The sequence below is a fragment of the Pantoea sp. X-Soil-YNGN-775 genome (genome assembly GCF_059730575.1).
Map to the genome: position 1 here is coordinate 2366808 of NZ_AP035945.1, position 24106 is coordinate 2390913.

The window sequence follows — 24106 nt, forward strand, 5'->3', positions numbered from 1 at the left end:
TATTGCTTTTATGGTTATCCAGCGATTATTCGTCATTGAACCGATGGTGAATGTAGCGAAAGTCTTAAAAAATAGCGCATGGCCCTGATGCTACAGTTATTTACCGAGCCGAACGTTTCCTTACACTTATCAATAAAGCCCCAGCCAGTGGATTTATTTACCCCGACAGAGCCGTAAAAGATAATATTACTGGAGAGTCACAGAGACTTAAATAAGAGGAAGTGGCAATCATAAAAACCATTTAATAAACGATGAAGGGAAAAGTTTTGTCAGATGTGGCAAAAGGTTTAACGGAGATTTAAAAATATATGCTAGCGATTAATTTCAGCGCGTACAAACCTTAGCTGTGGATTATTTAGCTAAAAAAAACCGTTTTTTAAGCAGGTAACGCCGCCTTCCTGCAGGAAGGCGGCGGATTTACTGACTCAGAAATTTATCGAGGAACTGACGGGTTCGCGGCTGTTGCGGGTTACTGAACAACGCTTTCGCCTCACCCTGCTCCACAATGCGGCCCTGGTCCATGAAGATAGCGCGGTCAGCCACGTCGCGGGCAAAGCTCATCTCATGCGTGACGATCACCATGGTGCGTTGCTCCTCGGCCAGGGCGCGGATGGTGTTAAGCACCTCGCCAACCAGCTCCGGATCCAGCGCCGAGGTCGGCTCATCAAACAGGATCACTTCCGGCCGCATTGCCAGCGCACGGGCGATGGCCACCCGCTGCTGCTGACCGCCTGACAAACGGCGCGGGTAACTCTGTTCTTTGCCATGCAGTCCGACTTTCTCCAGCAACTCACGGGCGCGTGCCACCGCATCCGCTTTGTCTTCGCGCTTGACGATCACCGGCCCTTCAATAATGTTCTCCATCACCGAACGGTGGGGAAACAGATTGAAGTTCTGGAAAACAAAGCCAACCTGCTGACGCAGACGACGCACCTGCTCTTTCTGTTTACTCTGCGCCAGCGCCGCATCGACGGTAATATCCCCCACCCGGATGGTGCCGCTGTCCGGCACTTCCAGCAGGTTGATACTGCGCAGCAGCGTGGTTTTACCCGAACCGCTTGGACCGATAATCGCCACCACTTCGCCTGCCGCTACGTCGAGATCGATACCATGCAGCACCGTCTGGCCATTGAAGGATTTCACCAGCTTTCTGACTTCGATGGCACTCATTTCGACTCCTGATCCTGACGATTAACATGCTGTTCCAGCCGGTTCTGCAGGGCAGACAGCACCGTCGCCATCACCCAGTAGATCAGCGAGGCAGCCAGATACATGGTGAACACTTCCAGCGTACGCGAGGTGATCAGCTGCGCCTGACGGAACAGCTCCGGCACCTGGATGGTCGCCGCCAGCGAGGTATCTTTGACCAGGCTGATAAAGCTGTTACCCAGCGGCGGCAGCGCGGTGCGTGCCGCCTGCGGCAATATCACCCGGCGCAGCGTTTGCCAGCGCGTCATGCCAATACTGGCCGCCGCTTCCCACTGGCCGCGCTCAATCGCCGAGATCGCGCCACGCAGTGATTCCGACGCATAAGCCGCGGTATTCAGCGACAGGCCAATCATGGCGGAGGGAATCGGGTCCAGCTCGATACCAAACTGCGGTAAGCCGTAGTAGATCATAAACAGCTGGGCGATCAACGGCGTACCGCGGAAGATCGAAACGTAGATCCGCGACAGCCAGCTAACCGGCCAGAAGCGTGACAGCCGCATCAGTGCCAGAATGAACCCCAGCACCAGGCCGAAGAACATTCCGCCGATGCTGAGTTGCAGCGTAAACAGCGCGCCTTTTAATAAAAAAGGTGCTGAATCCAGCACCAGTTGAAGACTTTCCTGCATTATTTAGTCACGTCCGCGCCAAACCATTTTTCAGACAGCTTGCTCAGTGAGCCATCTTTCTGCATCTCTGCAATAGCCTGGTCAATCGCTTTCAGCAGGTCGTCATTGCCTTTACGCACCGCCACGCCAGACTCCTGACGGGAGAAAGCGTTACCCGCGACGGCCATGGTATCGCCGGTTTTCTTCACCAGATCCAGTGCCGCCAGGCGGTCAACCAGAATGGCGTTCAGACGACCTGAGCGCAGATCCTGATATTTGGTCGGGTCATCATCATAGGTACGGACATCAACGCCCTTCACGTTCTCACGCAGCCACTGTTCGTAGTTGGTTCCCAGACCGACGCCGACCTTTTTGCCTGCCAGATCTTCAGGTTTGGTGATGCTAGCGGCGTTGGCTTTCATGGTCAGCGCCTGAATGCCCGAGATGGTGTACGGCGTAGAGAAGTCATATTTCTTCTTGCGCTCGTCAGAGATGGTGACCTGGTTAATCACCACATCAATCCGTTTCGCATCCAGCGAGGCTAGCATGCCGTCCCACTTGGTGGGTTTCAGGCTGGCCTTAACGCCCATGTGCTGCGCCAGTTGTTGCGCGAACTCCGCTTCAAAGCCGGTCAGCTTGCCGTTCTCATCCTGGAAGCTGAACGGCGGATAGGTGCCTTCCAGTCCCACCAGCAGCGTGCCGCGCTCTTTGATTTTATTCAGCAGGTTTTCAGCTGCGAAGGTTTTAACGTTGACGCCCGCGACCAGCGCCACGGCCATTACGCCCATCACCAACTGGCGACGTACCAGAGAAAAGGTCATATTCACCCCATTATTGATTGTGTTGTGTGTATTTTATAACGGCAACGCCGCTACATTACTGCCGGTCCATCGTGATAACGGCAAGATTTTAAACTGTTTTTTTTGCTTGTCTCAGACCGAAGGATGATAAGCAAATAACGCCGGCGCGCCGCCAGTATGAATAAACAGCAGCGGGCCTTCCCGGCGGAAACGGTTCTGGCTGATGCCGTCCAGCAGCCCCGCCATCGCCTTACCGGTATAGACCGGGTCCAGCAGAATGCCTTCCAGCTGCGCCAGCAGCTTCACCGCCGCCATGCCCTCGTCGTTCGGTTCACCGTAGCGTGGTGCATAATATTCATCCCACAACGTAATCGGCGCGGTAGCGGGCACTTCAAGCTGGGTCGCCAGCGACTGGCGCAGGCGCTCCACCAGCGGCAACTGGGCCTCAGCCTGACGGGAAACGGTCACCCCGACCAGCTCGGTATCCGGCAACAGCTGTTCAAGTCCAACCGCCAGCCCGGCATGGGTGCCAGCGCTGCCTGAGGCGACGATAACGGCGGCAAAATCGACCACCTCTTCGCTCTGATGGGCGATTTCCTGCGCGCAGCCGACATAGCCTAGCGCACCCAACGCATTCGAGCCGCCGACCGGCACGATATAAGGCCGGAAACCCTGCGCCTCAAGCCGTGTTGCCTGTTCCGCCAGCTGTTCAGCCGGATTGTACAGCGCCTCGACCATAATCACCTCGGCGTCCATCAGATCCAGCAGCAGCCGGTTACCGTTGCTCAGGTAGTTTTCTGCATGGGTGCCGATTGGGTTTTCCAGCAGGGCCACGCATTTCAGGCCCAGACGGGCCGCGACGGCTGCGGTCTGGCGCACATGGTTGGACTGAATCGCCCCGGCAGTCAGCAGCACATCGGCCCCTTCGCGCAGCGCGTCGGCCGCCAGATACTCCAGCTTGCGCAGCTTGTTGCCGCCCATCGCCACCGGCGTGACATCATCGCGCTTGATGAAAATATCGCGGCCGAGATAGTCGGAGAGTCGTGGCAGATGCTCTAACGGGGTTGGCGCGCCCAGCAGTTCAAGGCGGGGAAACTGGTGTAAAAGATGTAAAGACAACGCTGCCTCCATTCGGGCATTGGAAATTATCCTTACAGTGTTGCAGAAGATGCGAAAAGGATCACCCTGATTCAGGTGGCGGGAGATGCGGTAACGTGTAAAACAGGCGTGCTCCCCCGTCCCGCCCTTTTCAGCAGCGTGAAATTGGCGGGGACGTACCAACGGTACGCGGGGGAGCAATGGGTGCACAGCGGGGCGTTAGCCCTGTTGCCACCCTAAGAACTGATCGTATTTGCGCAGGGCAATACGGTAATTATTATTGCCCGCATCCGGCAGGTCGCTTTCCAGACATTGATGCCAGCTATTGCCCTGCAGCCGATCGGCCGGGAAATTTTTTGCTTTCAGCATGTCGTCCAGCCGACGCAGCCGCACCACGTATTCCCGTATGGTGCTGGGGCTCATCTCTGTCTGTTCGAACAAATACTGTTTGAACGCCATAATGTCGAAATAATTAGGATGGGTATTACAAAAAATATCGCTACAGAAGCGACAGAGCGCAGTCAGTTCTGGCTGAAGTTTCAGCCACAGTTGCTCATCAATCATCTGGTCCATCCGCGCGATGGCCTCTTTATTGATGATCTGGCCGCGAAAAACGAGCGCCATTCGATCTAATACCTTGCCACAGTGTGAACAGTTGCTCTGGCTGTGTTTATAGTCTTTAAGATAACGACTTAACGGTCTGGCCTTGGTCTTGGCTCCCATTGCTGAGTCCCCGGTTTCTTATATTTTTGAATCGCCAGGAACTGATACTGCTAGCGCGCTCCCGTAAGCCGGGCCCGCAGGCGTTTAATCGCCTGACTGTGCAGCTGGCTGACACGGGATTCCCCCACATCAAGCACCGCGCCAATCTCTTTCAGGTTCAGTTCTTCCTGGTAGTACAGTGTCAGCACCATCTTTTCGCGATCGGGTAACGCTTCGATCGCTTCAATGACGCGCTCACGCAGACTCCCTTCCATCAACTGATGAAGCGGGTTGGCCTCTTCATGCCCTTCCGTCACCAGTTCCGCACTGTCGCCATGTTCTTCCCGATACTCGTCGTAGGAAAAGAGCTGACTATTGTTGGTGTCCAGCAGGATCTGCCGGTACTCCTCCATCGAAACATTCAACTGCTGCGCGACTTCCTGCTCGGAGGCAGCACGACCCAGCGTCTGTTCCACCTTATGCATTGCCCCGGCCACCTCGCGCGCGTTACGACGAACGCTGCGTGGTGCCCAGTCCCGGCTGCGAAGCTCATCCAGCATTGCGCCGCGAATACGCTGCACGGCATAGGTGGTAAAGGCTGTCCCCTGGAGCGCGTCATAACGCTCCACGGCATTTAACAGACCGATACCTCCGGCTTGCAGCAAATCGTCCAGCTCAACGCTGGCTGGCAGACGGACCTGCAGGCGCAGCGCTTCATGGCGCACCAGCGGCACGTAGCGCTGCCAGAGCGAATGCTTGTCCATCACGCCTTCGGCGGTATAGAGATCGTTCACGTTGACTACCCTGCGTTAATGAAGTTATCGGCATGATTATCCAATTCTGTAGGGTTATTGATTGGGGGAATAGGCGGGGTAAAACGAGGTTATTTCATTTTTGTGATGTCAGGGGAGCCGATCCTTCGCCTCCCTTCACCGTGGCTAACGTCGCGCCCGCAGCCGTTGGCGCGTCGCGGGTGGCACCGCCGACCACAGGCTACAGATACGGCCATTTAACTCCTGATAATAAGGGCTTATGTTGGCCTGCGCCTCGTCGCCGGGGTGCACCTGGATCTGCCCTGACTCACCATCAATGCTTATCAGTCGGTTGAGGAAAAGCCGTTGCAGGTCGCTACGCAAAAATAAGCCGTTGTCGATGCTGTTATCCGCCAGCCCCCCTTCATCGTTCTCCTGCGTATCGATATGACAGGCTTCTACCCACGGCCAGTTATGCCGATCGGTCAGCCGGGTTCCGGTCATCACGCAGGCACCGTAGCGCGCTTTGACGCCGGCGCTGAACTCCGCCTGCCCGGCGCGTTGCAGTACTCTTGCCTTCACCCGCCGTCCCACTTCAGTGCCCGGCATCACTGCGGCCGGCACTTTGTGCTGCGGCGTACTCAGCACCACGATGAACTGGATGCGGCGTGACTGGGGGAAACAGGGGTTAGCCTGCGGGTTGAACAGCTGCCAGTAGGTCTCTTCCTCATCCTGATACATCAGCACCAGCTTATAGCCGCGGCTGTTGAGCAGGTTCTGGGCGGTAGCAGAATGGGGATCGATCATCGCGAACACCTGACTGCTGCCCATCACCTTCCACAGATTGTCGCGTTTCTCCTTTTCGCTTCGGCGAAAATAGAGGAAAGAGAGGTTTTGCTTGAGGTAGTGCTCAAAGCGGCGCAGGTAATTTTTACGTTCGTTATCATTGGCGATGAACAGCAGATCCTCCAGCGGACTGTTGCTCTCTTCCTGCGCGAACACCGCACGGATTTTCAGGGTGCGAAAGCTGGTTGACGGGCTGAGCAGCGCGCGCGCCGTCAGCTCCTTCTCCTCAGGATATTGCTGGGCATAGCGCAGCGCGATCTCCTCAAAGGTCAGCCGCTCACCCGGTAACAAGTCATAATTGAAGCGCATAGACACTCCACAAAATAAGGAAAATGGATCAAAAGTGATGTTGTTCTGCAAGGAGTTATCGGCAGGCTGGAGGGGAACTGTAACCGGGGGGGTGAATAAGCGCAGCGCAGTGTATTTTTTGCAGACATTGCGCCGGCTCTGCTTTCAGGGATCTCAGCAACTGTGCCGGCATGGCTACATAGTGGCGCGGGGGGTTAATTCTGCTGGAAAGCTATGCCTGCACCTCTGAAAACTGGGGGTGTTACTGGCCCGACTCTTTTAGCCGGGCTTTGACATCAACAATCGGGTTCAGAAGCGGTACCACCGCCCGGCGATAACGCTGACGGACTTTTGCGCTGAGTGGCCGTTTCGCCATTATGCTGGTCCAAATCGCCCGTTTTTGTTTGTTGTGATTGTCAACATCATCAAACTGCTGAATGGTGGTATGTTGCGCCACGTCATGCAGTAACACCGGCGCAGGATAGACAGCCAATAACCGGAATGCGCCATGCTCCTCGAACAGACACCATTTATCAGCGGCCATCCAGACCGGGTAAAGCAGCTTCAGCAGTCGTCTGGCGGCTTCGAGATTAATCACGTAGGCATGAGAGGTAGTGGCACTGTATACCGGATAAAGACCGGTGGTTGGCGTTATTGGTGCGACAACCTTATTAACAAATTTATTAACCTGCGATAAAAGCACCACCACAGGCTTATCTACAGGAAGTTGCATTGCAGGGCTGGATAAGACTTCAGGTAACTGTTCGGTTAATAAGGCGTCGTCTTCCAGAATCAATGCCTGCGCAATATTTTCATCAACTATTTTTTGGTAAATTTTCAGATGACTCAACGCACAGCCTATTTCACCCGGTTTAAACGCATAGTTGACCGAGCGGGTATGCTGAGAAATTTCCTTTTGGCTCAGCTGCTTACCATTTACGGCAGAAATAAACTGATAGGGAATCCCTGCAGTTTCACATTGTTTAGCAATCGTTGCGCGCCGTTCAGTTGAAGAATCGAGATTGATAATGAAAGTTTGCATGTAGATTCATTTCATCCAGGTAACAAAATATTTCCATGAATGAAATGATACCTTTTTCTTCATCAGAAACTCAAATCAAAAGCGCAACAGAGGCTGCACACCCAGGTGATAACCATGGGTTAAAGTTTGTCTTGTTTACTTTTAAACACTGCCTGGCAGAAACGGCTCATCGCGCTGTGGCTGAAAAAGTAACGAATGCTTAGCGCTGACTTAGCTACTTTTTGGCTGGATTCTTTGTAGATTGATTCAGTCAAGCTAACGGCAAAAAGGATATATGGCAGGCATAAAAAAACCCCGCCGAAGCGGGGTTTATGTTCAGAGGTAAGGCGATTAGCCCTGCAGCAGAGACAGAACCTGCTGTGGAACCTGGTTAGCTTTAGCCAACACTGAGTTACCCGCCTGCTGGATGATCTGCGCTTTAGACATGTTTGAAACTTCAGTTGCGTAGTCAGCATCCTGAATACGAGACTGTGCTTCAGACAGGTTAGTGGTGGTGTTGTTCAGGTTAGTAACCGCTGAATCCAGACGGTTCTGTACCGCACCCAGGCTTGAACGGAATTTGTCAATCTGGGAGATAGCTGCGTCCAGTTTAGCCAGTGGATCTGTGCTAGCCGCGCTGGCAACTTCGCTCAACTCTGAACCATTTTTAAAATCGTGACCGTTTACTTTGTCCGCGGCATAGCTTTTGCCATCAACAGTAACGATAGCGGTCTGACCATCAACACCACCCAGTTCTACGGCACCTTTTGCGGTAGCACCTGTTTTATCGGTGTAGTTAACAGTTGTTGCATCAACGTTTGTATTGGTAGTTCCGTTATAGTCGGTCTTGTACAGTTTATTGCCATTAGCAATGGCATAGCCCGCATCGGACACTTTTCCGCTTGAATCAGTTGAGGTCAGTTTAACCAATGAGGTGTTACCTGCAGTTGCCCCAGTTACGCCAGCTGCAGCCAAACTTGCTGCTGCAGCAGTAGTGTCGATCGCTGTGCCAGTCTGTACTTTAGTAACATTCGCATTAGCGGTTGCCGGAATGCTTCCCACAGCCGTGCCCAGAGTAGCAGCACCGCCAGCAGCAACGTTCACTTCATATGAAGAGTTTTGACTTCCGGTAGCAGAACCCGAAACGGTGGTGTAGTACTTACCGCTAGTATTATCGAAAGTAATAGGGGCAGCAGTAGCACCAGTATCCAGAGCAGTAACTAAGCCTGAGGTATCGATATTGGTAGCACTGTCAGCGAAGGTATTAGTTATTGTTGTCTTACCAATGGTCTGTGCGTTCTGTACGTTAAACTTGGACAGACCTAAAGTAGAAGAATCAATCTTTTGCAGGTCAATTGAGATAGTCTGACCATCATTGGCACCGACCTGGATTTTCAGGGAGCCGTCTTTCGACAGTACGTTCACGCCGTTGAACTGAGTTTGACCTGACACACGGTCAATTTCATCCAGACGAGAAGTGATTTCATCCTGAATTGAAGTAAGGTCGGAATCTGAGTTAGTACCTGTGGTGGCCTGAACGGTTAACTCACGAACACGCTGTAAGTTGTTGTTGATTTCTGACAGTGCGCCTTCAGTGGTCTGAGCCATTGAAATACCGTCGTTGGCGTTACGCGCAGCCTGAGTCAGGCCCTTGATGTTAGAGGTGAAACGGTTGGCAATCGCCTGACCAGCAGCGTCATCTTTTGCGCTGTTGATACGTAAACCAGAAGACAGACGCTCGATAGAAGTAGACAGAGCTGACTGGTTCTTGTTGATGTTGTTCTGAGTGATCAGCGAGAGGCTGTTGGTATTAATGACTTGGGCCATGATAAATTTTCCTGTTAATCAAGTCTTTCGGTTAAGGTGTGGGCTTCAACCCGCCGGCTTCAGCGCCGTCAAAGTTGTTATCGTCTGCCGTTAAACAACCTTTAGAATTTTTTTAGTACCAGGCGAATTTTTTTGCTTCAACCTGTCACGCTTTTGGTTATCGCCACCCTGCCGCACTTCTTTAGACTTAATTGATTAATTTTCTAGTCGCTGAAATACCCTTCTCTATAGTGCTTATTTACCTCATTACCCTAAGGCAAATAATTTTAAACTTTAGTTAATCAAGGCCGATAACTCAGGTATTCAAACTCCGTGTCGACCATATAAAGGAAACAACATGGCTAGCGTCTCTAACCTGGGTGTCGGTTCAGGTCTTAAATTAAGCGATATTCTCGACAGTCTGCAAACGGCAGAAAAAGCCACCTTAAAACCTATCTCTACGCAGCAGAGCGCCTATACCGCAAAGCTCAGCGCTTACGGCACGCTTTCCAGCGCATTGACGACCTTTCAGACTGCGAATACCGCACTGAACAGCGCCGATCTGTTTAGCTCCACCACCGCCACCAGTACTGGCAGCGCATTTAGCGCCACCACCACTGCCGGTGCCGTTGCCGGAAGCTACACTATTAGCGTGTCGAAACTGGCTCAGGCACAGACTCTGACCTCCGGCGTGCAAAGCAGCAATACTGCCATACTCGGCGACAGCTCAACGGCCAGCCGTACGCTCTCTATCAAGCTGGCAGATGGCACCAGTAAAGACATTACGCTGACCAGCGATCAGACCTCATTGACCGGTATGCGTGACGCAATTAACAAAGCGGGTGCCGGAGTAAACGCCAGCATCATTAAGTCGGGTGATGGTGAATATCGTCTCTCATTAACAGCGGCGAAGACCGGTGAGAAATATGCGGTCTCTTCAGTCACCGTGACCGGCGACGATACGCTGCAAAGCATTGTCGGCTTCGATGCCAGCAAAAGCGATGCAGACAATCCAATGGATCTGAGCGTGGCGGCGCAGGATGCTCAACTGACGGTGAATAATGTTGCTATCACCAGCAGCAGCAACACCATCAGTGATGCATTAGAAGGCATTACCCTTAATCTCAAGGATGTCACCAGCAGCAGCCAGACCCTGAACGTCGCCAAAGACACCAGCAAGGTGACGACTGCGCTGTCTGACTTTGTTGATGCTTACAATACCCTGCTCGATCAGTTCAACAGCCTGACCAAATATACCGCAGTTGATGCTGGTGCGGATGCGCAGGACTCCAGCAACGGCGCGCTGGTCGGCGACAGTACGCTGCGCACCATCCAGACACAGTTAAAAGGTCTGCTGACCAATGCAGCGAGTTCATCCAACTATAAAACCCTGTCGCAGATTGGTATCTCTTCTGACCCGACCACCGGTGCACTTAAACTTGACTCTGCAGCGCTGAAAACCGCGCTGGATAAGGATCCGGAAGGCATTAAAGAGATGATGATCGGCGATGGGAAAACCACCGGCATCACCACCAAAATCGCCACCAACCTGACCGGCTGGCTCTCATCAACCGGCATCATTCAGGCGGCGAAGGATGGCGTGAGCAAGACGCTCAACAGCCTGACCGATCAGTACAACAAAATGAGCACTCGCATCGACAACCTGATTGCCCGCTATAAGGCGCAATTTACCCAGCTCGATGTGACGATGAGTTCACTCAACAGCACCAGTAGCTACCTGACCCAGCAGTTTGACAATATGACGTCAAGCAGTTCCAAATCGTAAGGAGTGACCATGTACAGTGCTACAGGCACCAAAGCCTATGCAAAAATCGGCGTGGAAAGCGCCGTGATGAGCGCCAGCCAGCAGCAGCTGGTGGTGATGTTGTTCGACGGCGCGCTCAGCGCGCTGATTCGCGCTCGTCTGTTTATGCAGGATGGCAATATTGAAGGCAAAGGTAATTCCATCTCTAAAGCCATCAATATCATTGAAGGAGGTCTGAAACAGGGCCTCAGTGAAAACAGTGGTGACGAACTGGCAGATAACCTGCTGGGTCTTTACAACTACATGACGCGCCGCCTGTTGCAGGCCAACCTGCACAACGATGTTGAAGCTGTCGAAGAAGTCGAAGGCTTACTGCGCAACATCGCGGACGCGTGGAAAGAAGTGGTTCAACCTAACCTGATTCAGGACGCCGTTTAATGATTATTGCACCGCATCTGATTGCCGTTTACCAACAGTTACTCGATCTCAGCCAGGGAATGCTGCGTCACGCGGCGCAGGGCGAATGGGATGAATTGATCAGCCGGGAGATGGAGTATGTCAGCGCGGTGCAATCATTAGCGCAATCGACAGAGGCTGCCGCCCCATCGGTTCAGGTTCAGGAGCAACTTCGCCCGGTCTTGCGCCATATTCTGGATAACGAAAGTGAAGTGAAACGCCTGCTGCAGGCGCGGATGGATGAACTGGCTTCGCTGGTCGGCCAGAACGCCCGCCAGAAATCGGTGCTTTCCGCCTACGGTAACCAGGGCGGTGTGGTGATGGTGCCACGCGAAACCCTCTCCTGATAATCTGCCCTCTCCCGCCGCGTTGAGATTTATTTTTCAGCGCGGCGTCTCTTTTTTGCCGCTTACTCCATACTTGATTCTCATCATTCCCCTGGAGTGCAGTAGATGCAAAACCCGACGTTATTACAGTTTTTCCATTGGTATTACCCGGATGGCGGCAAACTGTGGCCGGAAATCGCCGATCGTGCGGCCTGGCTCAGTGAAATTGGCATAACCATGGCCTGGCTGCCGCCCTGCTATAAAGGGGAATCGGGTGGCTATTCTGTCGGTTACGACAGCTATGACCTGTTTGACCTCGGTGAATTTGATCAGAAAGGCAGCGTTGCCACCAAATATGGCGACAGGCAGCAGTTACTGGCAGCCGCCGAGGCGCTGCGCAGCCACAACGTCGGGGTAGTGCTGGACGTGGTGCTTAACCATAAAATGGGTGCCGATGAAAAAGAGCAGATCAGCATCAACCGCGTCAACCCGGACAATCGCGACGAAATCTATGACGAGGTGGTCGAATGTGAAGCCTGGACCAAATTCACCTTTCCGGTGCGCAACGGAAAATATTCAAAATTCGTCTGGGATCATAAATGCTTTAGCGGCGTAGACCATATTGAAAACCCGGATGAAAACGGCGTCTTCAAAATCATCAACGATTACACCGCCGAAGGCTGGAACGATCAGGTCGATAATGAGCTGGGCAACTTCGACTATCTGATGGGCGCGAACATCGATTTCCGTAATAACGCGGTAAGCGAAGAGCTGAAGTACTGGGCGCGCTGGGTGATGGAACAGGTGCCGTGCACCGGCTTCCGGCTTGATGCGGTTAAACACATTCCGGCCTGGTTCTATAAAGACTGGATCGATCACATACAGGAAGTGGCTGAAGAGCCGATGTTTATCGTCGCTGAATACTGGTCGTTCGAAACCGATAAACTGCAGGAGTATGTGCATCAGGTGGAAGGCAAAACCATGCTGTTTGATGCCCCACTGCACATGAACTTCCATCAGGCCTCCACCGCCGGCAGCGCTTACGACCTGAGCCAGATCTTTGCTAACTCGCTGGTGGTCGCCGACCCCTGGCATGCGGTAACGATCGTCGCCAACCACGATACGCAACCGCTGCAGTCGCTGGAAGCGCCGGTAGAAGCCTGGTTTAAACCGCTGGCCTACGCGCTGATTCTGCTGCGTGAACAGGGAGTGCCGACCATTTTCTATCCCGATCTGTTCGGTGCCAGTTATGAAGATACCGGCGGCGACGGCGAGAAACATAAGATTGAGATGCCGGTGATCCCGGAGCTGGAAGGATTGATCCGCGCGCGTCAGCAGTATGGCTGGGGCGCACAGACCGACTATTTCGACCATCCCAACTGCGTCGCCTTTAGCCGTAGCGGCACCGAAACCCAGCCCGGCTGTGTGGTGATTATGTCGAATGGCGATGCGGGTGAGAAAAGCGTGGCGATGGGCGAAGGCTATGCCGGTAAGGTGTGGCGCGATTATCTGGCGAACCGCGAAGAGACCATTACCGCCGATGATCAGGGTAATGCGGTGTTTGTCTGTAACGCCGGCAGCGTCAGCGTCTGGGTGGTCGCAGACTAAGACTTAAAACAGAGGATCTGGCAGGGCTGACGCCCTGCCAGCGTCACTTATTGCGCTAATGCCGCCGCATTGTTTTCAGTGATGCGGGTGTGCAACAGCTGAGGCTCAATATTCTGAATCACACTGGCCTTGGGTTGCTTCGCCACTTCGTCCAGCGCCTGCTGGCACTCCACGGTTGGACGTGCCACTTTACGCAGCGTCAGCCCGTCATAATTCAGTTCACCGTTATCAACTACCAGCGGCATCACCCGAACCTGACGCGTGACGTTGACATAATCGCCGCTCAGCAAGGTCAGTTTGCCCGGCTTGGCGATAACCCGCTGCCATTGACGGCAATCCAGTGTGCTGCCATCCGCGTTGATAATCAGGCTGCCTGTCGCCTGATCGCTAATCAGGCCACGCTGCGGACCGACCGTTTGCCAGTTACCCTGCAGATTAGCCGGCGCCGGGGTTTGAACCGCACTGTCATAGTCGTTGATTTGTGCACATCCGCTCAGCGCCAGCGCGGCCATCAGCATCCACTTTTTCATGTTTAATCCCTAAGATCGCATCAATGGCGGCTACGTTATAATTTTTCCCCTGAGGTGCGCAAGGTATCTGGCTGATCCAACCGCGCCGGGCGCGGTTTTTTTAGCGCTGCCGCGCAACTCACGCAATCTCAGCCGATGATAAGCGACATTTATCCGCTAACGCGCCTGTCTGCTTGCGCGCGTCCTGACAAGTCAGGCGCAACCCGCTACACTGGCGCGCTGCAACAGACATTCAGGAACCTGGCTATGAAAACTCCGGAAGCGTATTACGCGCAGGCGCGCGAAATGTTCTTTACCGCCCACCCCGATTTCCAGGCGGCGCTTGATGAGCTGACCGAAAGCGATGCCCGCGCTGCCAATCTTTCCCTGCGCCAGCTGCGTGAATGGCACGCTGAACGCATCTATGCGGCCTTTTTACGTCAGAAGAATCTGGATGGGATGATCTTTTCGATTCAGCTGGCTGAGCCCGACAAAGCCGTGGCGGCCGAGGCAATCGAGAGCTATCTCAAAGCACATGCTGAATCGCTGGGGATGAGCTGGGAAGAGTTTTGCATTAAAAACGAACTCTGACCGGCTGGAACCGTAAGGTGTATTTTTCATACACCTCCAACCAGTGGTTTTACCACCAATAAAGTTGTACAAGGACGAGGAAAGTGTATAACTTCATTCTACGACTTCGGTCGTGATTGTCCTTGAACGAATAGTGCTTTTGCACTGCCTCTGGAGGTGTTGCTGGATTTCCACCTCCAGAGGCGATTTTTTTTCCCGTCGCTACTCTTCTTCTGCCATCTTTCCTTTAACTTCCACATACTGCGCCACCGCCAGCAGACGATTAATGTGCGTCAGCAGCAGGTCAACGTCGGACTGCAAAAACTCGGTCGATGAACGTGAAGCGGTGACAATCGCATCCTGTACCGTCTCGGTAATGGTCAGCGTATTGTCCTGTTTGGCCTGCACCAGCAACGCAGCAACCAGCAGCGATTGCGCTTCAAGCTGCGCGGTCAGCTCTTTCGCGTCGACGTCCATTTTTGCCAGTTTTAGCAGAATATCAATGACCAGTTGTCGCATCGCACTTCTCCTGATGTATGGAGTGCCATTATGTCGCGATGATGCCGAAATAAGCCAGAGCAGGATTCAGTCCGGCGTGACATAAAAAAATTAGCCAGAATCGGGCGCACCGCCTTGCCACTGTTTTTATTTACAGTATTATATCCCTGCGATTTTGCCCTGAATGGATTGCCATCATGTTTGTTGAGTTGATTTATGACAAGCGAAACGTAGCCGGTTTGCCGGGTGCTCGCGAGATGATTCTCGAAGAGCTGGAAAAACGGGTGCATCGGGTGTTCCCTGACATTGAAGTTAAGGTCAAGCCGATGGAACGTAACGCGATTGATACTGATTTGAGTAAGAACGATAAAGCGACGATTGCGCGGATAGTTGAAGAGATGTTCGACGAAGCGGAAATGTGGCTGGTGGCCGATTAATCCCTTAACGGCCACCGCATCAGTTAGCGGGAGGTCAATTAACTCTCCTGCTCACTGTGATTAATTTCGATCTCGATGTCCTGAATAGCGGCATCCAGATCTTCCAGCATCTTACCCTGCTTGTTGAGTAGCGCATCGATACGATCGGCGTTGACCTTATCTTTGTATTCACCCGCATCGAAGGCTAACCAATGCGTTGAAAGGGTCTCGGTGTTGGTTTGCGCGTAGTGTCGCATCTCTTTTAGCTGAGAGGTCACGTCACGCAGATAATCGTTTTTGGTCTTGGTTTCTGTTGAATCGCTCATGCTAAATGTCCTTCTGGTCAGTTATCCAAAGTGATTTGGCGTAGCGGTTCATCAACCGGCCAACCTGCGGGCGCCTTTCCTGCGAAAACCTCGAAAGAAAATGTCGCCCGGAGATTTAAATCTAGTCGATAATAGCGAAGCCGCACTAAGAATAATCGGAAGTTACGGTTTACGTCCGGAATGCGTCGCAGGCCCCTCACTTTCAATCACCACTTCCTTCACCTTATCGACCGTTTTGATCGCGGTGCGGTCCGGTAACGCATCAAGCTTATGCTGTAAAGCACTCACCTGATCGGTCAGCAAATCGACCCGGGCATCACGCTTAGCGGCGACATTGCGGTAATCCTTGCGGATCTCCTCCACCCGCTTGTTGGCGGCATTATTCACGTAGAGAAAAAGAATCGTCATCAGCACGCAGATCATTGAGCAGCCCAGCATCACGCTGCCGAGAATAACCTTGCGCTTGTGTAGCATGGGTGTCACCGGACTATTTATCGTTACCATCGCTGCGATCCTCCAGAGTTGAGATAAGGCGATCGACTTCATTACGGAACTTATCGCTATGATCGGTCTCGGTCATGGCCAGCAAAATGCCTAACGCATTTTTGATCAGCCGAAGGTCGGTTTCGAGCATTGAGATACGCCGCAAATTTTTATCGTGTCGCTCGCGTAGTTCATCATTTTCCTCACGTATCAACAGGTTGCTCTCCTTTAACAACACCACCTGCTCTTTGTAACTGGTTATAATCTCGCCGCCGGCCCGATTACTGGTCACGATTGACGCAATGCCCGCTAATAACGGCTTCCAGAACAGTGCCGCCGCGCCCCCACCCAAAACCAACGCACCCATACTGGTAATTAAACTACTTTCCATGCCGCACCCCTCTACCCGGTAAGGTCACTGGAACACCACGGCGTGCTACAACAGGCACGTCCCCTGCCTGAAATTTAAGATTGCTTAAATACCAGGGTTAAGTATACTTAAGTCATTCTTAACCTGAATGTCAAGCAGATGAAAAACGAAACGCTGGGCGACCGCATTCGCCACCGAAGGAAAAACCTGGGATTAACGCAGAAGCAGTTGGCGGAGCAGGTAAAAGTGTCCCATGTGGCAATCTCGCAATGGGAGAAAGAAGAGACCTTACCGCGCGGTGAGAATTTGCTGCGGCTATCAGAATCGCTGGGCTGCGCACCGGCCTATCTGATAGATGGCGATGGACCTGTTTTCAGCGAAAGCGGATTTGCCGGACTGCATCAGATTCCATTGCTGAACCAGCACGACGTGGTGTCGTGGCTAAAAGATGCCAGCACGGTGAAATGCGATTTTCTGATGCATAACGATATGGCACTTTCTCAGCGCAGTTTTGCTGTGCGGGTCGGGGAGCTGGCAATGGAACCTGCCATTGTGCGTGACGATGTGGTGATCGTTGATCCGGCGGTGTCACCTTTGCCCGGTGACAGCGTACTGGCGCTGCAGCAGAACGTTGCGCTGCTGCGCACTTACCGGCAGCGCGCGCCTGAAGGCAATATTATGCAGTTTGAGCTGGCACCGGTTAACGTCGATTTTCCCCTGCTGCATTCCGGTCGCGATGGCATCAGGCTGGCCGGCACACTGGTTGAACTTCGCCGTTACCGTCAGCGCTGAATAAAAAAACCCGCTGCGAGGCGGGTCAATCCATTCAAATCAGGCTCTTAACTTCACCAATCACTACAGCAAATAACTACGGCAAATAACTACGGCGAATAACTACGGCGAAAGTCAGGCAACTTACAATGCGTCAGTCAGCTTATCCACTACCACGTTGCCGTGCAGATCGGTCTGTGTGATGCGATAGCCGACACACCATGAGCGGCGGTTGCTCAGTTTGTCGAACAGGGTCACGCCGCCTTTTTTAACCCCGTGCGGGTTAACGATGGTCCACTCGGTCACGTCTTCCTGTCCGCGATTTTTCAGGCTCACAGTGCCGTTTTTAATCAGTCGATCTTCAGCTTCAATCTTTAAATAGTCTCGTAACATAATTTCTATCTCCTGGTAACGCAGGTCACTATATGCCTTTTATTAATCCGTTCAATCGAATTTATTAATCGATTATTTTGTGACCTGCCGCACGCGAGATAACAGAATTGTCCATTCACGCCTTCGGCTGGCACCGTTAGCATGGTCCTGCTACACACAGACACGCAACGAATAATGACGTGCAATACACGAGAGAAAACTCCGATTCAGCCCGCCTCGCGCGGGCTTTTTTTATTTCAGAAACCTCAGCCCTGCCGGGTTGCGTCGGCTGGTCTAGACTTAAGACACTGAACAAAAGGAGTTAACCATGTTTAAACATAAAACCAATGAAGAACGTAAACACGAAGGTGAAGTGAGCAAAAGCCTGCCGGAAGCGGCCCCGCACGTTGGCAATGCGTATGAAGAGGATGATCATCCCGCCACAGACGCGCCAAAAGATCACGGCGAAGTGCCACGCAAGAATGACGACAGTCAGGATGATAAAAAAGATCCGTATAAAGCGAGTTAATTTGCGGCAACGCGCCCCATTCAGGGGCGCACTGCTATCGTGACCACGTTACAGCGTATCGAGATAATTTTCCGGGAATGGCACGCCAGAATGTTCCAGTCGCGACAGCTTCTGCGTGATGTCGTTTCTTATCGTCTCATCGCCGTCCTGCCAGTACGATTTTACTACCGCTAACACCCGCTCAGCGGTTTGCTCAGTGAATCCGGACGGTTCGTCAGCCTGCAGCACCTGATGAATTTTCTCATTCATCTCTCGAAGATTGATCATTTCGCCCTCCTGTCAGAAAAAAAGATAAGTATAGTTCAGACTACCCTGAGCGGAATTCGCGCCGTGGCGGGCACGCTTATTTTCGCGCCGCATGTCGCTTGCGGATCGTCCTGTAAAAAGAAATGAGATGTTTAAGAAACTGACAGGGTTTGCGTCGATGAAGAAAATTATATTACTGCTCATAATGGTCGTGACAGCCGGCTGCGTAGATACCGGCCGGGTTGGTTTACAGCCGCATCTGCAAACCGCCTATTTTGATGCGCAGCCTTCTCAGGTGCAGTCCTGCCTGTTTTCAGCCGCGATTAATCAGCATCTTTCGCTTGAACGGGATGATCCGCTGCCCGGTGGCGCGCAACGCTATAACCTTGAGCAAGGTGACGGAACCGTTATTGCCTGGATCGAAACAGATAAATTCAATCATCGCGAAACCAGCGTGAATTTTTACTATGACGTACAGGCGACAAATATCCGCGCTGCAGTAGCGACGATGATTGCTGAGTGTAAAAGCGCCGATTAAATTCTGTCTGCCCTCAGTTCCCTGGCGTAGGGTTCAGGTGGTTGTTTGCAACCTATCATGAAATACCGCAATCCTGGCCGCGCTGGCGATGAAAAATCACCGCTACCGTCTTATGCGAACAGCTCATTCTCGCAGGCGGCAATGCTATTTTTTTACTGCCTGCCGCCCCGTTATTTCTTTTCGCAATCGTAGCTGCCGCGGATCCTTATCTGACTCTGACTGGTGCGGACAATCTCCGCATCCAGTAACGATTTTCCCTCACGAGTCACCAGATCCATATCGATCATGCCTGGCGCTTTGGCGTTTTTGACCCGCCAGTGCTGCTTCACGTTATCGTAATCGTCTTTAGCCTTGAGAAAGGTGGAGCTGTTAATCTTCGCACTGTTGCCGTTAACCGTAACCGTCCCCTTCTGGTCGGCTTTCAGGTCGAACGGTCCGCATTGCAGTGTGGTAAATGCCGAAGCAGAAAGAGATGTTAATGAAAGTAACCAGATGAACGTTTTTATCATTGTCGCGGCGACCTGCTGATGGCTGATGAAATCTGAACGCTGGGAAGCAGCAGGCAGTGGGTTTGCGCATACTGTCGACTCGCTCCTCGTCTGCCAGCAGTATAACTGATGAATGTTATTGTGGATGTCGCGGTTACACATCGACTCGCCACGCGATCCGCTACAGCATCTGCTCCGCCCGACAGCCGTCAGCATGCGATAATAGCTGTGAGCAGGTCAGCGCGCTTAGCGCCCTGCTCCATCCTGCCAGCCTTATGGTGCCCACGATTGCAGACTCAACCAGCCCCACTACACCTGCATATTCATAATGCGCTGGTAGTTATTTTAGAGCTAACACAGAGATAGCCAGGATGGCGTACCAACAGAGCATTGCCGCAATTCATTACTGCTTCGCTGGCGCAAATTATGTAAGGTTGCGGCAATTTTTTGTCCCATAGACAGAGTTTAGATAGCCGGCCGGTATAGCTCATGAACAGCCAACACTTCCGTCGTCACCTTCCCGGGCACCACTGCCCCATCAAGCCCCTGACCGTCGATCGTCGCGCCGTCCTGAGTGATAATGCCCGAGGGGAAGAGTTTCCCAAACTGCAGGTAATCCTCAAGCTGGTACGCAACTGTGTCGCCTGGGCTGGGCGTTATAGAACGATCAACAGCGCAAATCCTTCCGGCGTTTCGATGCGCATCATATTGGCCGGGTTCGGCATCAGAATATCGTTCAGGTTAAGCCGCTGCTCAATATGGTCCTGCGCAGGAGATGGAAAGCCCATAGTTACCTCACATATCCCATGTTCATCAGTGCGTAAGTGCGGTTGTCGCCGCCATCAGTTACCTGTTCTCTGAACATGTTCTGTTCGCGACGTATCCACTGATTGCACGGTTACAGTGTCCATATGTGGTTGAACGCCTCAAGTTTTCGCTGGAATGTTCCGGTGGTGACTACTCGCCGGCCCATGCCGACTCTGATTATGACCTGTAAAAAGGCACCTTTGATTGCGTAGTCGTGTGGCATGATGCCCCTGATGAATACTGTATTTATACACAACGGTATCGATCGACGAATTCGACCAAAATAGACGGAAAAGACATAAGCTAAGATGTTGATATGGAAGCAGGTTGTTTTGATGGATGCCGCGGAAAGTGGCTATGCTTTAGGCATACCCCGCAGCCTACGGAGAGAGGTGCGGGTTACCTCAGCCCCGTCGCCGGGGCTTTTTTATGCTGTTACATCTCTTATCAATACTTGCCTTAGCTTTAACTGGATGACAAGATCCGGCGCATTCTGAAATATAGGTCATCACATGATTAAGCTTTTTGCCCGATACGCCTCTGTAGGTGTGGTAAACACACTAATCCATTGGGTTGTATTCACTGCTTTCTACACTCATGGGCAGTCTCAGTCGCTGTCGAATTTTGCCGCTTTCTGCTGCGCCGTCACTTTTTCCTTCTTCGCAAACGCAAAATGGACCTTCAATGCTGAAGCAACCACTATTCGTTACCTGCTTTACCTCTTCTTCATGGGTGGCATGGCGTCAGCTGTCGGCCTGTATGCAGATCGCACCAAAGCAAACCCCATCATGACGCTGGTTGTTTTCTCCTTCATAAGTCTTTTGTGCGGATTCATATATTCGAAATTTATTGTTTTTAAGGAAAAATCATGAAAATTTCTCTTGTGGTTCCAGTTTTTAACGAGGAAGAAGCAATTCCAATTTTTTATCGAGAAGTCCGGAACTCTCTTGAAGAATGGGATGTTGAAATCGTTTTCGTGAATGATGGAAGCAGTGATGGCACAGAGGCAATAATCAATGCACTCGCAATATCTGATCCTTCTGTGAAGCCAATATCTTTCACACGAAACTTTGGAAAAGAACCCGCTCTTTTTGCCGGGCTAGAATACGCGACTGGTGATGCAGTCATCCCTATTGACGTTGATTTGCAGGACCCTATCAATGTTATTCCTCGCATGATAGAGGCGTGGAAAAATGGGGCCGATATGGTTTTAGCGAAACGAACTGACCGTACAAGTGATGGTCATCTTAAAAGAAAAAGTGCGGAGTGGTTCTATCACCTTCACAATAAAATAAGCTCCCCGAAAATTGAAGAAAATGTAGGGGACTTCCGTCTCATGTCCCGTGATGTCGTTGAGAGCATAAAACTGCTTCAAGAGAGAAACCTTTTCATGAAAGGTATTCTTTCTTGGGTTGGTGGCAAAGTAGACGTTGTAGAATACACGCGAGCAGAACGTGTTGCTGGAACTTCAAAATTTAATGGCTGGAAGCTATGGAATCTGGCACTGGAAGGGATCACATCATTCTCGACGTTCCCTCTAAGGGTATGGACTTATTTAGGTTTAATCATAGCTGGGATGTCTTTTATTTATGCTTCCTACTTGATTGCTGACACATTAATTTTTGGAAACCCAGTCAGAGGATACCCATCAATAATGGCGTCAATATTATTCTTAGGCGGTGTACAGTTAATTGGGGTCGGTGTATTGGGAGAATATGTCGGCAGAATTTACATTGAGATCAAACAAAGACCGAGATATATTTTAAAAAATGGAAAATAATTCAATATTAAGAAAGCCTTGTACTCCACCTGATTACAAAAGTTCTCACAGAATTAAATTTATGAATTTTATACCTGTACTACTTGGTGTTTTTTTCTTTTTGTATATCTATGGATTTAGGCCGCTAGGCGTTACAAACATATCCTGGCTTGGTGGGGGTGACGGGCTTCAAAACTATATAGGCTGGGAGTTCTTTAGGTATTCAGGCTGGAATTTTCCGGTTGTTGGTTTGTCAAAGAACTATGGCTTAGATGTTAGTAGCTCAATAGTTTTTACGGACTCCAACCCACTACTTTCAATATTTTTTAAAATATTTTCAGGCATACTCCCAGACACATTTCAGTTTTTCGGAGTGTGGCTATTAACTTGCTGCTTACTTCAATCCTTGTTTGCATGGAATATAATAAAGATCTATACATCCAGTAATGCTATATGCATAGCTGGAACTCTTATTTTTATGTTTACTCCAGCATGGATTAATCGTGTTGCGCACATAAATCTTATGGCTCATTTCTTATTGCTTGCTGCTTTATATTTAACACTGAAAAGGAATAAAAATAATCTTTTTGAGTGGCCTTTACTGATTTGCCTGGCATGCAGCATACATTTTTATTTAGCAATGATGGTTATGATCATATGGTTTTACAACCTAATTTCAAAATTAGCTTTTAAGGAGACATCCTTAAAGCCAGTAGCAATAGAAGCGCTTTTAACCTTTGTGATGGTAGCGCTAACTTTGTTTACATTGGGTTACTTTACGGTTGATGATGTTTCTGATCGTGGAGGTTTTGGTGCATATAACAATAATTTACTCTCGCCAATCATGACCTCTGGTTGGTCATTATTCCTTTCAACTAACAAGCTAGGTTCATCGCCTTTTGAGTCAATGAATTATTGGGGTTTGGGCGTTATACTGCTAGCTTTAATAGCATTTTTTTTAATACTGCCAGAGGTGAAGAGAACCAAATTAAACAGGAAGAAAGCCGCATTATCTGCATCTTGCTTTACACTTATAGTTATAGCAACAACAAATAATATTGAATTGGGAAAATATTCTTTTTTTGTCCCACTCCCTTACAAACTACTAGATTCTCTTTCCATATTGCGGGGTTCTGCACGTTTTTTTTGGGGCGTCACTTATATTGCGATATCAGCTTCAATGATCGTTATTCTTAAGAAATGTAGTCATAAGACTGCCATGATTCTTTTTACATCGTTTGCTCTACTACAAATTGTAGACATTAGTAAGGGTTATTCCCGCGAAAACTTTTACTTTCATCGCGAGCATGGTTCAGAACAAAACCTATCCAATAGCTTTTGGAAAGAAGGTATTAAATCTTACAAAGCCATAAGGTATGTGCCCTTTGAAAACAGAGGTCGTCACTGGCAAACTGTGTCATTGATTGCTTTAGAAAACAAGATCCCGACAGACGCAGTTTACATGGCGCGCTTTAGCAATTTTAAAGCGGATGAAATGAATGAATCTATTATTCATGATATTGTATATGGCGAGTATGATGATGATACTGTATATATTATCCGGGATGATATTGTAAATATGGCTCACCTAAAAAAGGGTGACAATGTGTATAGGATAGATGGATTAAATGTCCTTGCTCCTCATTTGAAAAATTGCGAAAAATGCCAATTAATCAAACCGAAAAATTTAAATTCATATGTTATATTCCCGAGGTTCTGGGGAGTTTCCGAGCCATTAGGCTATTGGAATGGAGCCAGATTCACCACTGTGCTTATTAATAGCAAAACGGAAACAAATAAAGTATCATTAAAATATAATGTATTTACTACTTCAAAAAACCCAACACAACGAGTTATATTCAAAGTTGATGGGGAGCTAATAAAAGAAAAGATTTCAAGTGGAATCGATGAAGTAAATCTTGAGTGGGCAAACAAGGCAACCCAAAAGGTTTCCATGTTAACTATTGAGACCCCTGATGCGATTACACCTCGTAGCGTAGGATTAAACAACGATGCCCGAATAATTGGCATTGGAATTTTATCTATAAAAAATAGCGCCCAAGATCATTCTCATTATTCTCTCTAAAATACTCCCCTCATGGAGGGGAGTATTCATCATGGCAACGTAGCAGTATCAAATAG

Annotated in this window: 31 protein-coding genes; 13 read left to right on the forward strand and 18 right to left on the reverse strand. The window is 50.6% G+C overall.

The features are described 5' to 3' along the window. Positions 1 to 417: 417 nt before the first annotated feature. From tcyN to AC6I8I_RS11190, 8 genes are all read right to left on the reverse strand, one after another. Complete coding sequence (gene tcyN, locus AC6I8I_RS11155) at positions 418 to 1170, reverse strand: L-cystine ABC transporter ATP-binding protein TcyN (protein WP_312056466.1); 753 nt, start codon at positions 1168 to 1170, stop codon at positions 418 to 420. Next, positions 1167 to 1835 carry a cystine ABC transporter permease gene (tcyL, locus tag AC6I8I_RS11160; RefSeq protein ID WP_031375100.1) on the reverse strand — a complete coding sequence of 223 codons (669 nt, stop codon included), beginning with the start codon at positions 1833 to 1835 and terminating at the stop codon, positions 1167 to 1169. The genes tcyN and tcyL overlap by 4 nt, the downstream gene beginning before the upstream one ends. Continuing rightward, positions 1835 to 2635, reverse strand: a complete 801-nt coding sequence (tcyJ, locus tag AC6I8I_RS11165) for a cystine ABC transporter substrate-binding protein (RefSeq protein WP_312056467.1) — start codon at positions 2633 to 2635, stop codon at positions 1835 to 1837. Before tcyJ ends, tcyL begins: the two co-directional genes overlap by 1 nt. A gap of 111 nt (positions 2636 to 2746) precedes the next feature. Then, positions 2747 to 3733, reverse strand: a complete 987-nt coding sequence (locus AC6I8I_RS11170; RefSeq protein ID WP_312056469.1) for a D-cysteine desulfhydrase — start codon at positions 3731 to 3733, stop codon at positions 2747 to 2749. A 198-nt stretch (positions 3734 to 3931) separates the two neighbouring features. Continuing rightward, positions 3932 to 4435: a flagella biosynthesis regulatory protein FliZ gene (gene fliZ / locus AC6I8I_RS11175; RefSeq protein WP_031375097.1), complete on the reverse strand. Its 504-nt coding sequence runs from the start codon at positions 4433 to 4435 to the stop codon at positions 3932 to 3934. Positions 4436 to 4485: 50 nt separating this feature from the next. After that, positions 4486 to 5208, reverse strand: coding sequence for an RNA polymerase sigma factor FliA (locus AC6I8I_RS11180; protein ID WP_031375096.1), 723 nt, complete (start codon positions 5206 to 5208; stop codon positions 4486 to 4488). A 144-nt stretch (positions 5209 to 5352) separates the two neighbouring features. After that, positions 5353 to 6321, reverse strand: coding sequence for an HNH endonuclease signature motif containing protein (locus tag AC6I8I_RS11185; RefSeq protein WP_312760657.1), 969 nt, complete (start codon positions 6319 to 6321; stop codon positions 5353 to 5355). A 241-nt stretch (positions 6322 to 6562) separates the two neighbouring features. After that, positions 6563 to 7342 (reverse strand): glycosyltransferase family 25 protein, encoded by a 780-nt coding sequence (locus tag AC6I8I_RS11190; protein WP_497827845.1) that lies wholly within the window; start codon positions 7340 to 7342, stop codon positions 6563 to 6565. 35 nt (positions 7343 to 7377) lie between these two features. On the opposite strand from AC6I8I_RS11190, the gene AC6I8I_RS11195 reads away from it, so the two are divergent. After that, positions 7378 to 7545, forward strand: coding sequence for a hypothetical protein (locus AC6I8I_RS11195; RefSeq protein WP_497827846.1), 168 nt, complete (start codon positions 7378 to 7380; stop codon positions 7543 to 7545). A 127-nt stretch (positions 7546 to 7672) separates the two neighbouring features. Here the strand turns inward: AC6I8I_RS11195 and AC6I8I_RS11200 are convergent, their stop codons facing one another. After that, positions 7673 to 9148 (reverse strand): flagellin N-terminal helical domain-containing protein, encoded by a 1476-nt coding sequence (locus AC6I8I_RS11200; RefSeq protein WP_497827847.1) that lies wholly within the window; start codon positions 9146 to 9148, stop codon positions 7673 to 7675. Between the two features lie 337 nt (positions 9149 to 9485). On the opposite strand from AC6I8I_RS11200, the gene fliD reads away from it, so the two are divergent. The 4 genes from fliD to amyA all read left to right on the forward strand — a co-directional run bounded on the left by fliD (position 9486) and on the right by amyA (position 13282). Then, positions 9486 to 10913: a flagellar filament capping protein FliD gene (gene fliD, locus AC6I8I_RS11205; RefSeq protein ID WP_497827848.1), complete on the forward strand. Its 1428-nt coding sequence runs from the start codon at positions 9486 to 9488 to the stop codon at positions 10911 to 10913. 9 nt (positions 10914 to 10922) lie between these two features. After that, positions 10923 to 11330: a flagellar export chaperone FliS gene (gene fliS / locus AC6I8I_RS11210; RefSeq protein ID WP_031375092.1), complete on the forward strand. Its 408-nt coding sequence runs from the start codon at positions 10923 to 10925 to the stop codon at positions 11328 to 11330. Continuing rightward, positions 11330 to 11695, forward strand: coding sequence for a flagella biosynthesis regulatory protein FliT (gene fliT / locus AC6I8I_RS11215; protein WP_312056478.1), 366 nt, complete (start codon positions 11330 to 11332; stop codon positions 11693 to 11695). Before fliS ends, fliT begins: the two co-directional genes overlap by 1 nt. Before the next feature lie 105 nt (positions 11696 to 11800). Beyond that, positions 11801 to 13282: an alpha-amylase gene (amyA, locus tag AC6I8I_RS11220; protein WP_497827849.1), complete on the forward strand. Its 1482-nt coding sequence runs from the start codon at positions 11801 to 11803 to the stop codon at positions 13280 to 13282. A 47-nt stretch (positions 13283 to 13329) separates the two neighbouring features. Here amyA and yedD read toward each other — a convergent pair whose 3' ends face one another. After that, positions 13330 to 13812, reverse strand: coding sequence for a lipoprotein YedD (gene yedD / locus AC6I8I_RS11225; RefSeq protein WP_497820249.1), 483 nt, complete (start codon positions 13810 to 13812; stop codon positions 13330 to 13332). Positions 13813 to 14058: 246 nt separating this feature from the next. Here yedD and AC6I8I_RS11230 point away from each other — a divergent pair, with 246 nt between their 5' ends. Then, positions 14059 to 14382: a DUF6388 family protein gene (locus tag AC6I8I_RS11230; protein WP_312056483.1), complete on the forward strand. Its 324-nt coding sequence runs from the start codon at positions 14059 to 14061 to the stop codon at positions 14380 to 14382. A 201-nt stretch (positions 14383 to 14583) separates the two neighbouring features. Here AC6I8I_RS11230 and iraP read toward each other — a convergent pair whose 3' ends face one another. Beyond that, entirely contained in the window at positions 14584 to 14880 is a 297-nt protein-coding gene (gene iraP, locus AC6I8I_RS11235; protein WP_031375087.1) for an anti-adapter protein IraP, read from the reverse strand. 176 nt (positions 14881 to 15056) lie between these two features. On the opposite strand from iraP, the gene AC6I8I_RS11240 reads away from it, so the two are divergent. Next, positions 15057 to 15296, forward strand: a complete 240-nt coding sequence (locus AC6I8I_RS11240) for a DinI-like family protein (RefSeq protein ID WP_031375086.1) — start codon at positions 15057 to 15059, stop codon at positions 15294 to 15296. Positions 15297 to 15334: 38 nt separating this feature from the next. Here AC6I8I_RS11240 and AC6I8I_RS11245 read toward each other — a convergent pair whose 3' ends face one another. The 3 genes from AC6I8I_RS11245 to AC6I8I_RS11255 form a co-directional block, all read right to left on the reverse strand. Further along, entirely contained in the window at positions 15335 to 15601 is a 267-nt protein-coding gene (locus AC6I8I_RS11245; protein ID WP_031375085.1) for a hypothetical protein, read from the reverse strand. 162 nt (positions 15602 to 15763) lie between these two features. Continuing rightward, entirely contained in the window at positions 15764 to 16075 is a 312-nt protein-coding gene (locus AC6I8I_RS11250; RefSeq protein WP_312760646.1) for a hypothetical protein, read from the reverse strand. A gap of 13 nt (positions 16076 to 16088) precedes the next feature. Continuing rightward, positions 16089 to 16475: a hypothetical protein gene (locus AC6I8I_RS11255; protein ID WP_312056486.1), complete on the reverse strand. Its 387-nt coding sequence runs from the start codon at positions 16473 to 16475 to the stop codon at positions 16089 to 16091. A gap of 138 nt (positions 16476 to 16613) precedes the next feature. Between AC6I8I_RS11255 and AC6I8I_RS11260 the strand changes: the two genes are divergently transcribed. Beyond that, complete coding sequence (locus tag AC6I8I_RS11260) at positions 16614 to 17246, forward strand: helix-turn-helix domain-containing protein (protein WP_497827850.1); 633 nt, start codon at positions 16614 to 16616, stop codon at positions 17244 to 17246. A gap of 123 nt (positions 17247 to 17369) precedes the next feature. Here the strand turns inward: AC6I8I_RS11260 and AC6I8I_RS11265 are convergent, their stop codons facing one another. After that, positions 17370 to 17618, reverse strand: coding sequence for a hypothetical protein (locus AC6I8I_RS11265; protein WP_312056489.1), 249 nt, complete (start codon positions 17616 to 17618; stop codon positions 17370 to 17372). A gap of 307 nt (positions 17619 to 17925) precedes the next feature. Between AC6I8I_RS11265 and AC6I8I_RS11270 the strand changes: the two genes are divergently transcribed. After that, entirely contained in the window at positions 17926 to 18126 is a 201-nt protein-coding gene (locus AC6I8I_RS11270) for a hypothetical protein (RefSeq protein WP_031375080.1), read from the forward strand. A 48-nt stretch (positions 18127 to 18174) separates the two neighbouring features. On the opposite strand, the gene AC6I8I_RS11275 is transcribed toward AC6I8I_RS11270, so the two are convergent. Beyond that, positions 18175 to 18393: a hypothetical protein gene (locus AC6I8I_RS11275; RefSeq protein ID WP_312056492.1), complete on the reverse strand. Its 219-nt coding sequence runs from the start codon at positions 18391 to 18393 to the stop codon at positions 18175 to 18177. Positions 18394 to 18484: 91 nt separating this feature from the next. Here AC6I8I_RS11275 and AC6I8I_RS11280 point away from each other — a divergent pair, with 91 nt between their 5' ends. Beyond that, positions 18485 to 18910, forward strand: coding sequence for a hypothetical protein (locus AC6I8I_RS11280; protein WP_497827851.1), 426 nt, complete (start codon positions 18485 to 18487; stop codon positions 18908 to 18910). Between the two features lie 170 nt (positions 18911 to 19080). Here AC6I8I_RS11280 and AC6I8I_RS11285 read toward each other — a convergent pair whose 3' ends face one another. Together AC6I8I_RS11285 and AC6I8I_RS11290 are read right to left on the reverse strand one after the other, a co-directional pair. Beyond that, on the reverse strand, positions 19081 to 19419 hold the full coding sequence (locus AC6I8I_RS11285; protein ID WP_497827852.1) for a hypothetical protein: 339 nt from the start codon (positions 19417 to 19419) through the stop codon (positions 19081 to 19083). Between the two features lie 635 nt (positions 19420 to 20054). Next, the gene (locus AC6I8I_RS11290; RefSeq protein ID WP_312056495.1) at positions 20055 to 20186 is read right to left on the reverse strand and encodes a hypothetical protein; all 132 of its coding nucleotides are present in this window, start codon (positions 20184 to 20186) and stop codon (positions 20055 to 20057) included. 531 nt (positions 20187 to 20717) lie between these two features. Here AC6I8I_RS11290 and AC6I8I_RS11295 point away from each other — a divergent pair. From AC6I8I_RS11295 to AC6I8I_RS11305, 3 genes are all read left to right on the forward strand, one after another. After that, on the forward strand, positions 20718 to 21077 hold the full coding sequence (locus AC6I8I_RS11295) for a GtrA family protein (RefSeq protein ID WP_312056496.1): 360 nt from the start codon (positions 20718 to 20720) through the stop codon (positions 21075 to 21077). Continuing rightward, positions 21074 to 21985 (forward strand): glycosyltransferase family 2 protein, encoded by a 912-nt coding sequence (locus AC6I8I_RS11300; protein ID WP_312056497.1) that lies wholly within the window; start codon positions 21074 to 21076, stop codon positions 21983 to 21985. Before AC6I8I_RS11295 ends, AC6I8I_RS11300 begins: the two co-directional genes overlap by 4 nt. Before the next feature lie 61 nt (positions 21986 to 22046). Continuing rightward, on the forward strand, positions 22047 to 24050 hold the full coding sequence (locus AC6I8I_RS11305) for a DUF6311 domain-containing protein (protein WP_497827853.1): 2004 nt from the start codon (positions 22047 to 22049) through the stop codon (positions 24048 to 24050). Positions 24051 to 24106: the final 56 nt, after the last annotated feature.

What these genes read in the sequence shown, in the direction of transcription:
- tcyN (WP_312056466.1), bottom strand. Translation starts at nt 1,170, where the DNA reads ATGAGTGCCATCGAAGTCAGAAAGCTGGTGAAATCCTTCAATGGCCAG.
- tcyL (WP_031375100.1), bottom strand. Translation starts at nt 1,835, where the DNA reads ATGCAGGAAAGTCTTCAACTGGTGCTGGATTCAGCACCTTTTTTATTA.
- tcyJ (WP_312056467.1), bottom strand. Translation starts at nt 2,635, where the DNA reads ATGACCTTTTCTCTGGTACGTCGCCAGTTGGTGATGGGCGTAATGGCC.
- fliZ (WP_031375097.1), bottom strand. Translation starts at nt 4,435, where the DNA reads ATGGGAGCCAAGACCAAGGCCAGACCGTTAAGTCGTTATCTTAAAGAC.
- AC6I8I_RS11185 (WP_312760657.1), bottom strand. Translation starts at nt 6,321, where the DNA reads ATGCGCTTCAATTATGACTTGTTACCGGGTGAGCGGCTGACCTTTGAG.
- AC6I8I_RS11190 (WP_497827845.1), bottom strand. Translation starts at nt 7,342, where the DNA reads ATGCAAACTTTCATTATCAATCTCGATTCTTCAACTGAACGGCGCGCA.
- AC6I8I_RS11195 (WP_497827846.1), top strand. Translation starts at nt 7,378, where the DNA reads ATGAATGAAATGATACCTTTTTCTTCATCAGAAACTCAAATCAAAAGC.
- AC6I8I_RS11200 (WP_497827847.1), bottom strand. Translation starts at nt 9,148, where the DNA reads ATGGCCCAAGTCATTAATACCAACAGCCTCTCGCTGATCACTCAGAAC.
- fliD (WP_497827848.1), top strand. Translation starts at nt 9,486, where the DNA reads ATGGCTAGCGTCTCTAACCTGGGTGTCGGTTCAGGTCTTAAATTAAGC.
- fliS (WP_031375092.1), top strand. Translation starts at nt 10,923, where the DNA reads ATGTACAGTGCTACAGGCACCAAAGCCTATGCAAAAATCGGCGTGGAA.
- fliT (WP_312056478.1), top strand. Translation starts at nt 11,330, where the DNA reads ATGATTATTGCACCGCATCTGATTGCCGTTTACCAACAGTTACTCGAT.
- amyA (WP_497827849.1), top strand. Translation starts at nt 11,801, where the DNA reads ATGCAAAACCCGACGTTATTACAGTTTTTCCATTGGTATTACCCGGAT.
- yedD (WP_497820249.1), bottom strand. Translation starts at nt 13,812, where the DNA reads ATGAAAAAGTGGATGCTGATGGCCGCGCTGGCGCTGAGCGGATGTGCA.
- AC6I8I_RS11230 (WP_312056483.1), top strand. Translation starts at nt 14,059, where the DNA reads ATGAAAACTCCGGAAGCGTATTACGCGCAGGCGCGCGAAATGTTCTTT.
- iraP (WP_031375087.1), bottom strand. Translation starts at nt 14,880, where the DNA reads ATGCGACAACTGGTCATTGATATTCTGCTAAAACTGGCAAAAATGGAC.
- AC6I8I_RS11240 (WP_031375086.1), top strand. Translation starts at nt 15,057, where the DNA reads ATGTTTGTTGAGTTGATTTATGACAAGCGAAACGTAGCCGGTTTGCCG.
- AC6I8I_RS11245 (WP_031375085.1), bottom strand. Translation starts at nt 15,601, where the DNA reads ATGAGCGATTCAACAGAAACCAAGACCAAAAACGATTATCTGCGTGAC.
- AC6I8I_RS11250 (WP_312760646.1), bottom strand. Translation starts at nt 16,075, where the DNA reads ATGCTACACAAGCGCAAGGTTATTCTCGGCAGCGTGATGCTGGGCTGC.
- AC6I8I_RS11255 (WP_312056486.1), bottom strand. Translation starts at nt 16,475, where the DNA reads ATGGAAAGTAGTTTAATTACCAGTATGGGTGCGTTGGTTTTGGGTGGG.
- AC6I8I_RS11260 (WP_497827850.1), top strand. Translation starts at nt 16,614, where the DNA reads ATGAAAAACGAAACGCTGGGCGACCGCATTCGCCACCGAAGGAAAAAC.
- AC6I8I_RS11265 (WP_312056489.1), bottom strand. Translation starts at nt 17,618, where the DNA reads ATGTTACGAGACTATTTAAAGATTGAAGCTGAAGATCGACTGATTAAA.
- AC6I8I_RS11270 (WP_031375080.1), top strand. Translation starts at nt 17,926, where the DNA reads ATGTTTAAACATAAAACCAATGAAGAACGTAAACACGAAGGTGAAGTG.
- AC6I8I_RS11275 (WP_312056492.1), bottom strand. Translation starts at nt 18,393, where the DNA reads ATGATCAATCTTCGAGAGATGAATGAGAAAATTCATCAGGTGCTGCAG.
- AC6I8I_RS11280 (WP_497827851.1), top strand. Translation starts at nt 18,485, where the DNA reads ATGTCGCTTGCGGATCGTCCTGTAAAAAGAAATGAGATGTTTAAGAAA.
- AC6I8I_RS11285 (WP_497827852.1), bottom strand. Translation starts at nt 19,419, where the DNA reads ATGATAAAAACGTTCATCTGGTTACTTTCATTAACATCTCTTTCTGCT.
- AC6I8I_RS11290 (WP_312056495.1), bottom strand. Translation starts at nt 20,186, where the DNA reads ATGGGCTTTCCATCTCCTGCGCAGGACCATATTGAGCAGCGGCTTAAC.
- AC6I8I_RS11295 (WP_312056496.1), top strand. Translation starts at nt 20,718, where the DNA reads ATGATTAAGCTTTTTGCCCGATACGCCTCTGTAGGTGTGGTAAACACA.
- AC6I8I_RS11300 (WP_312056497.1), top strand. Translation starts at nt 21,074, where the DNA reads ATGAAAATTTCTCTTGTGGTTCCAGTTTTTAACGAGGAAGAAGCAATT.
- AC6I8I_RS11305 (WP_497827853.1), top strand. Translation starts at nt 22,047, where the DNA reads ATGAATTTTATACCTGTACTACTTGGTGTTTTTTTCTTTTTGTATATC.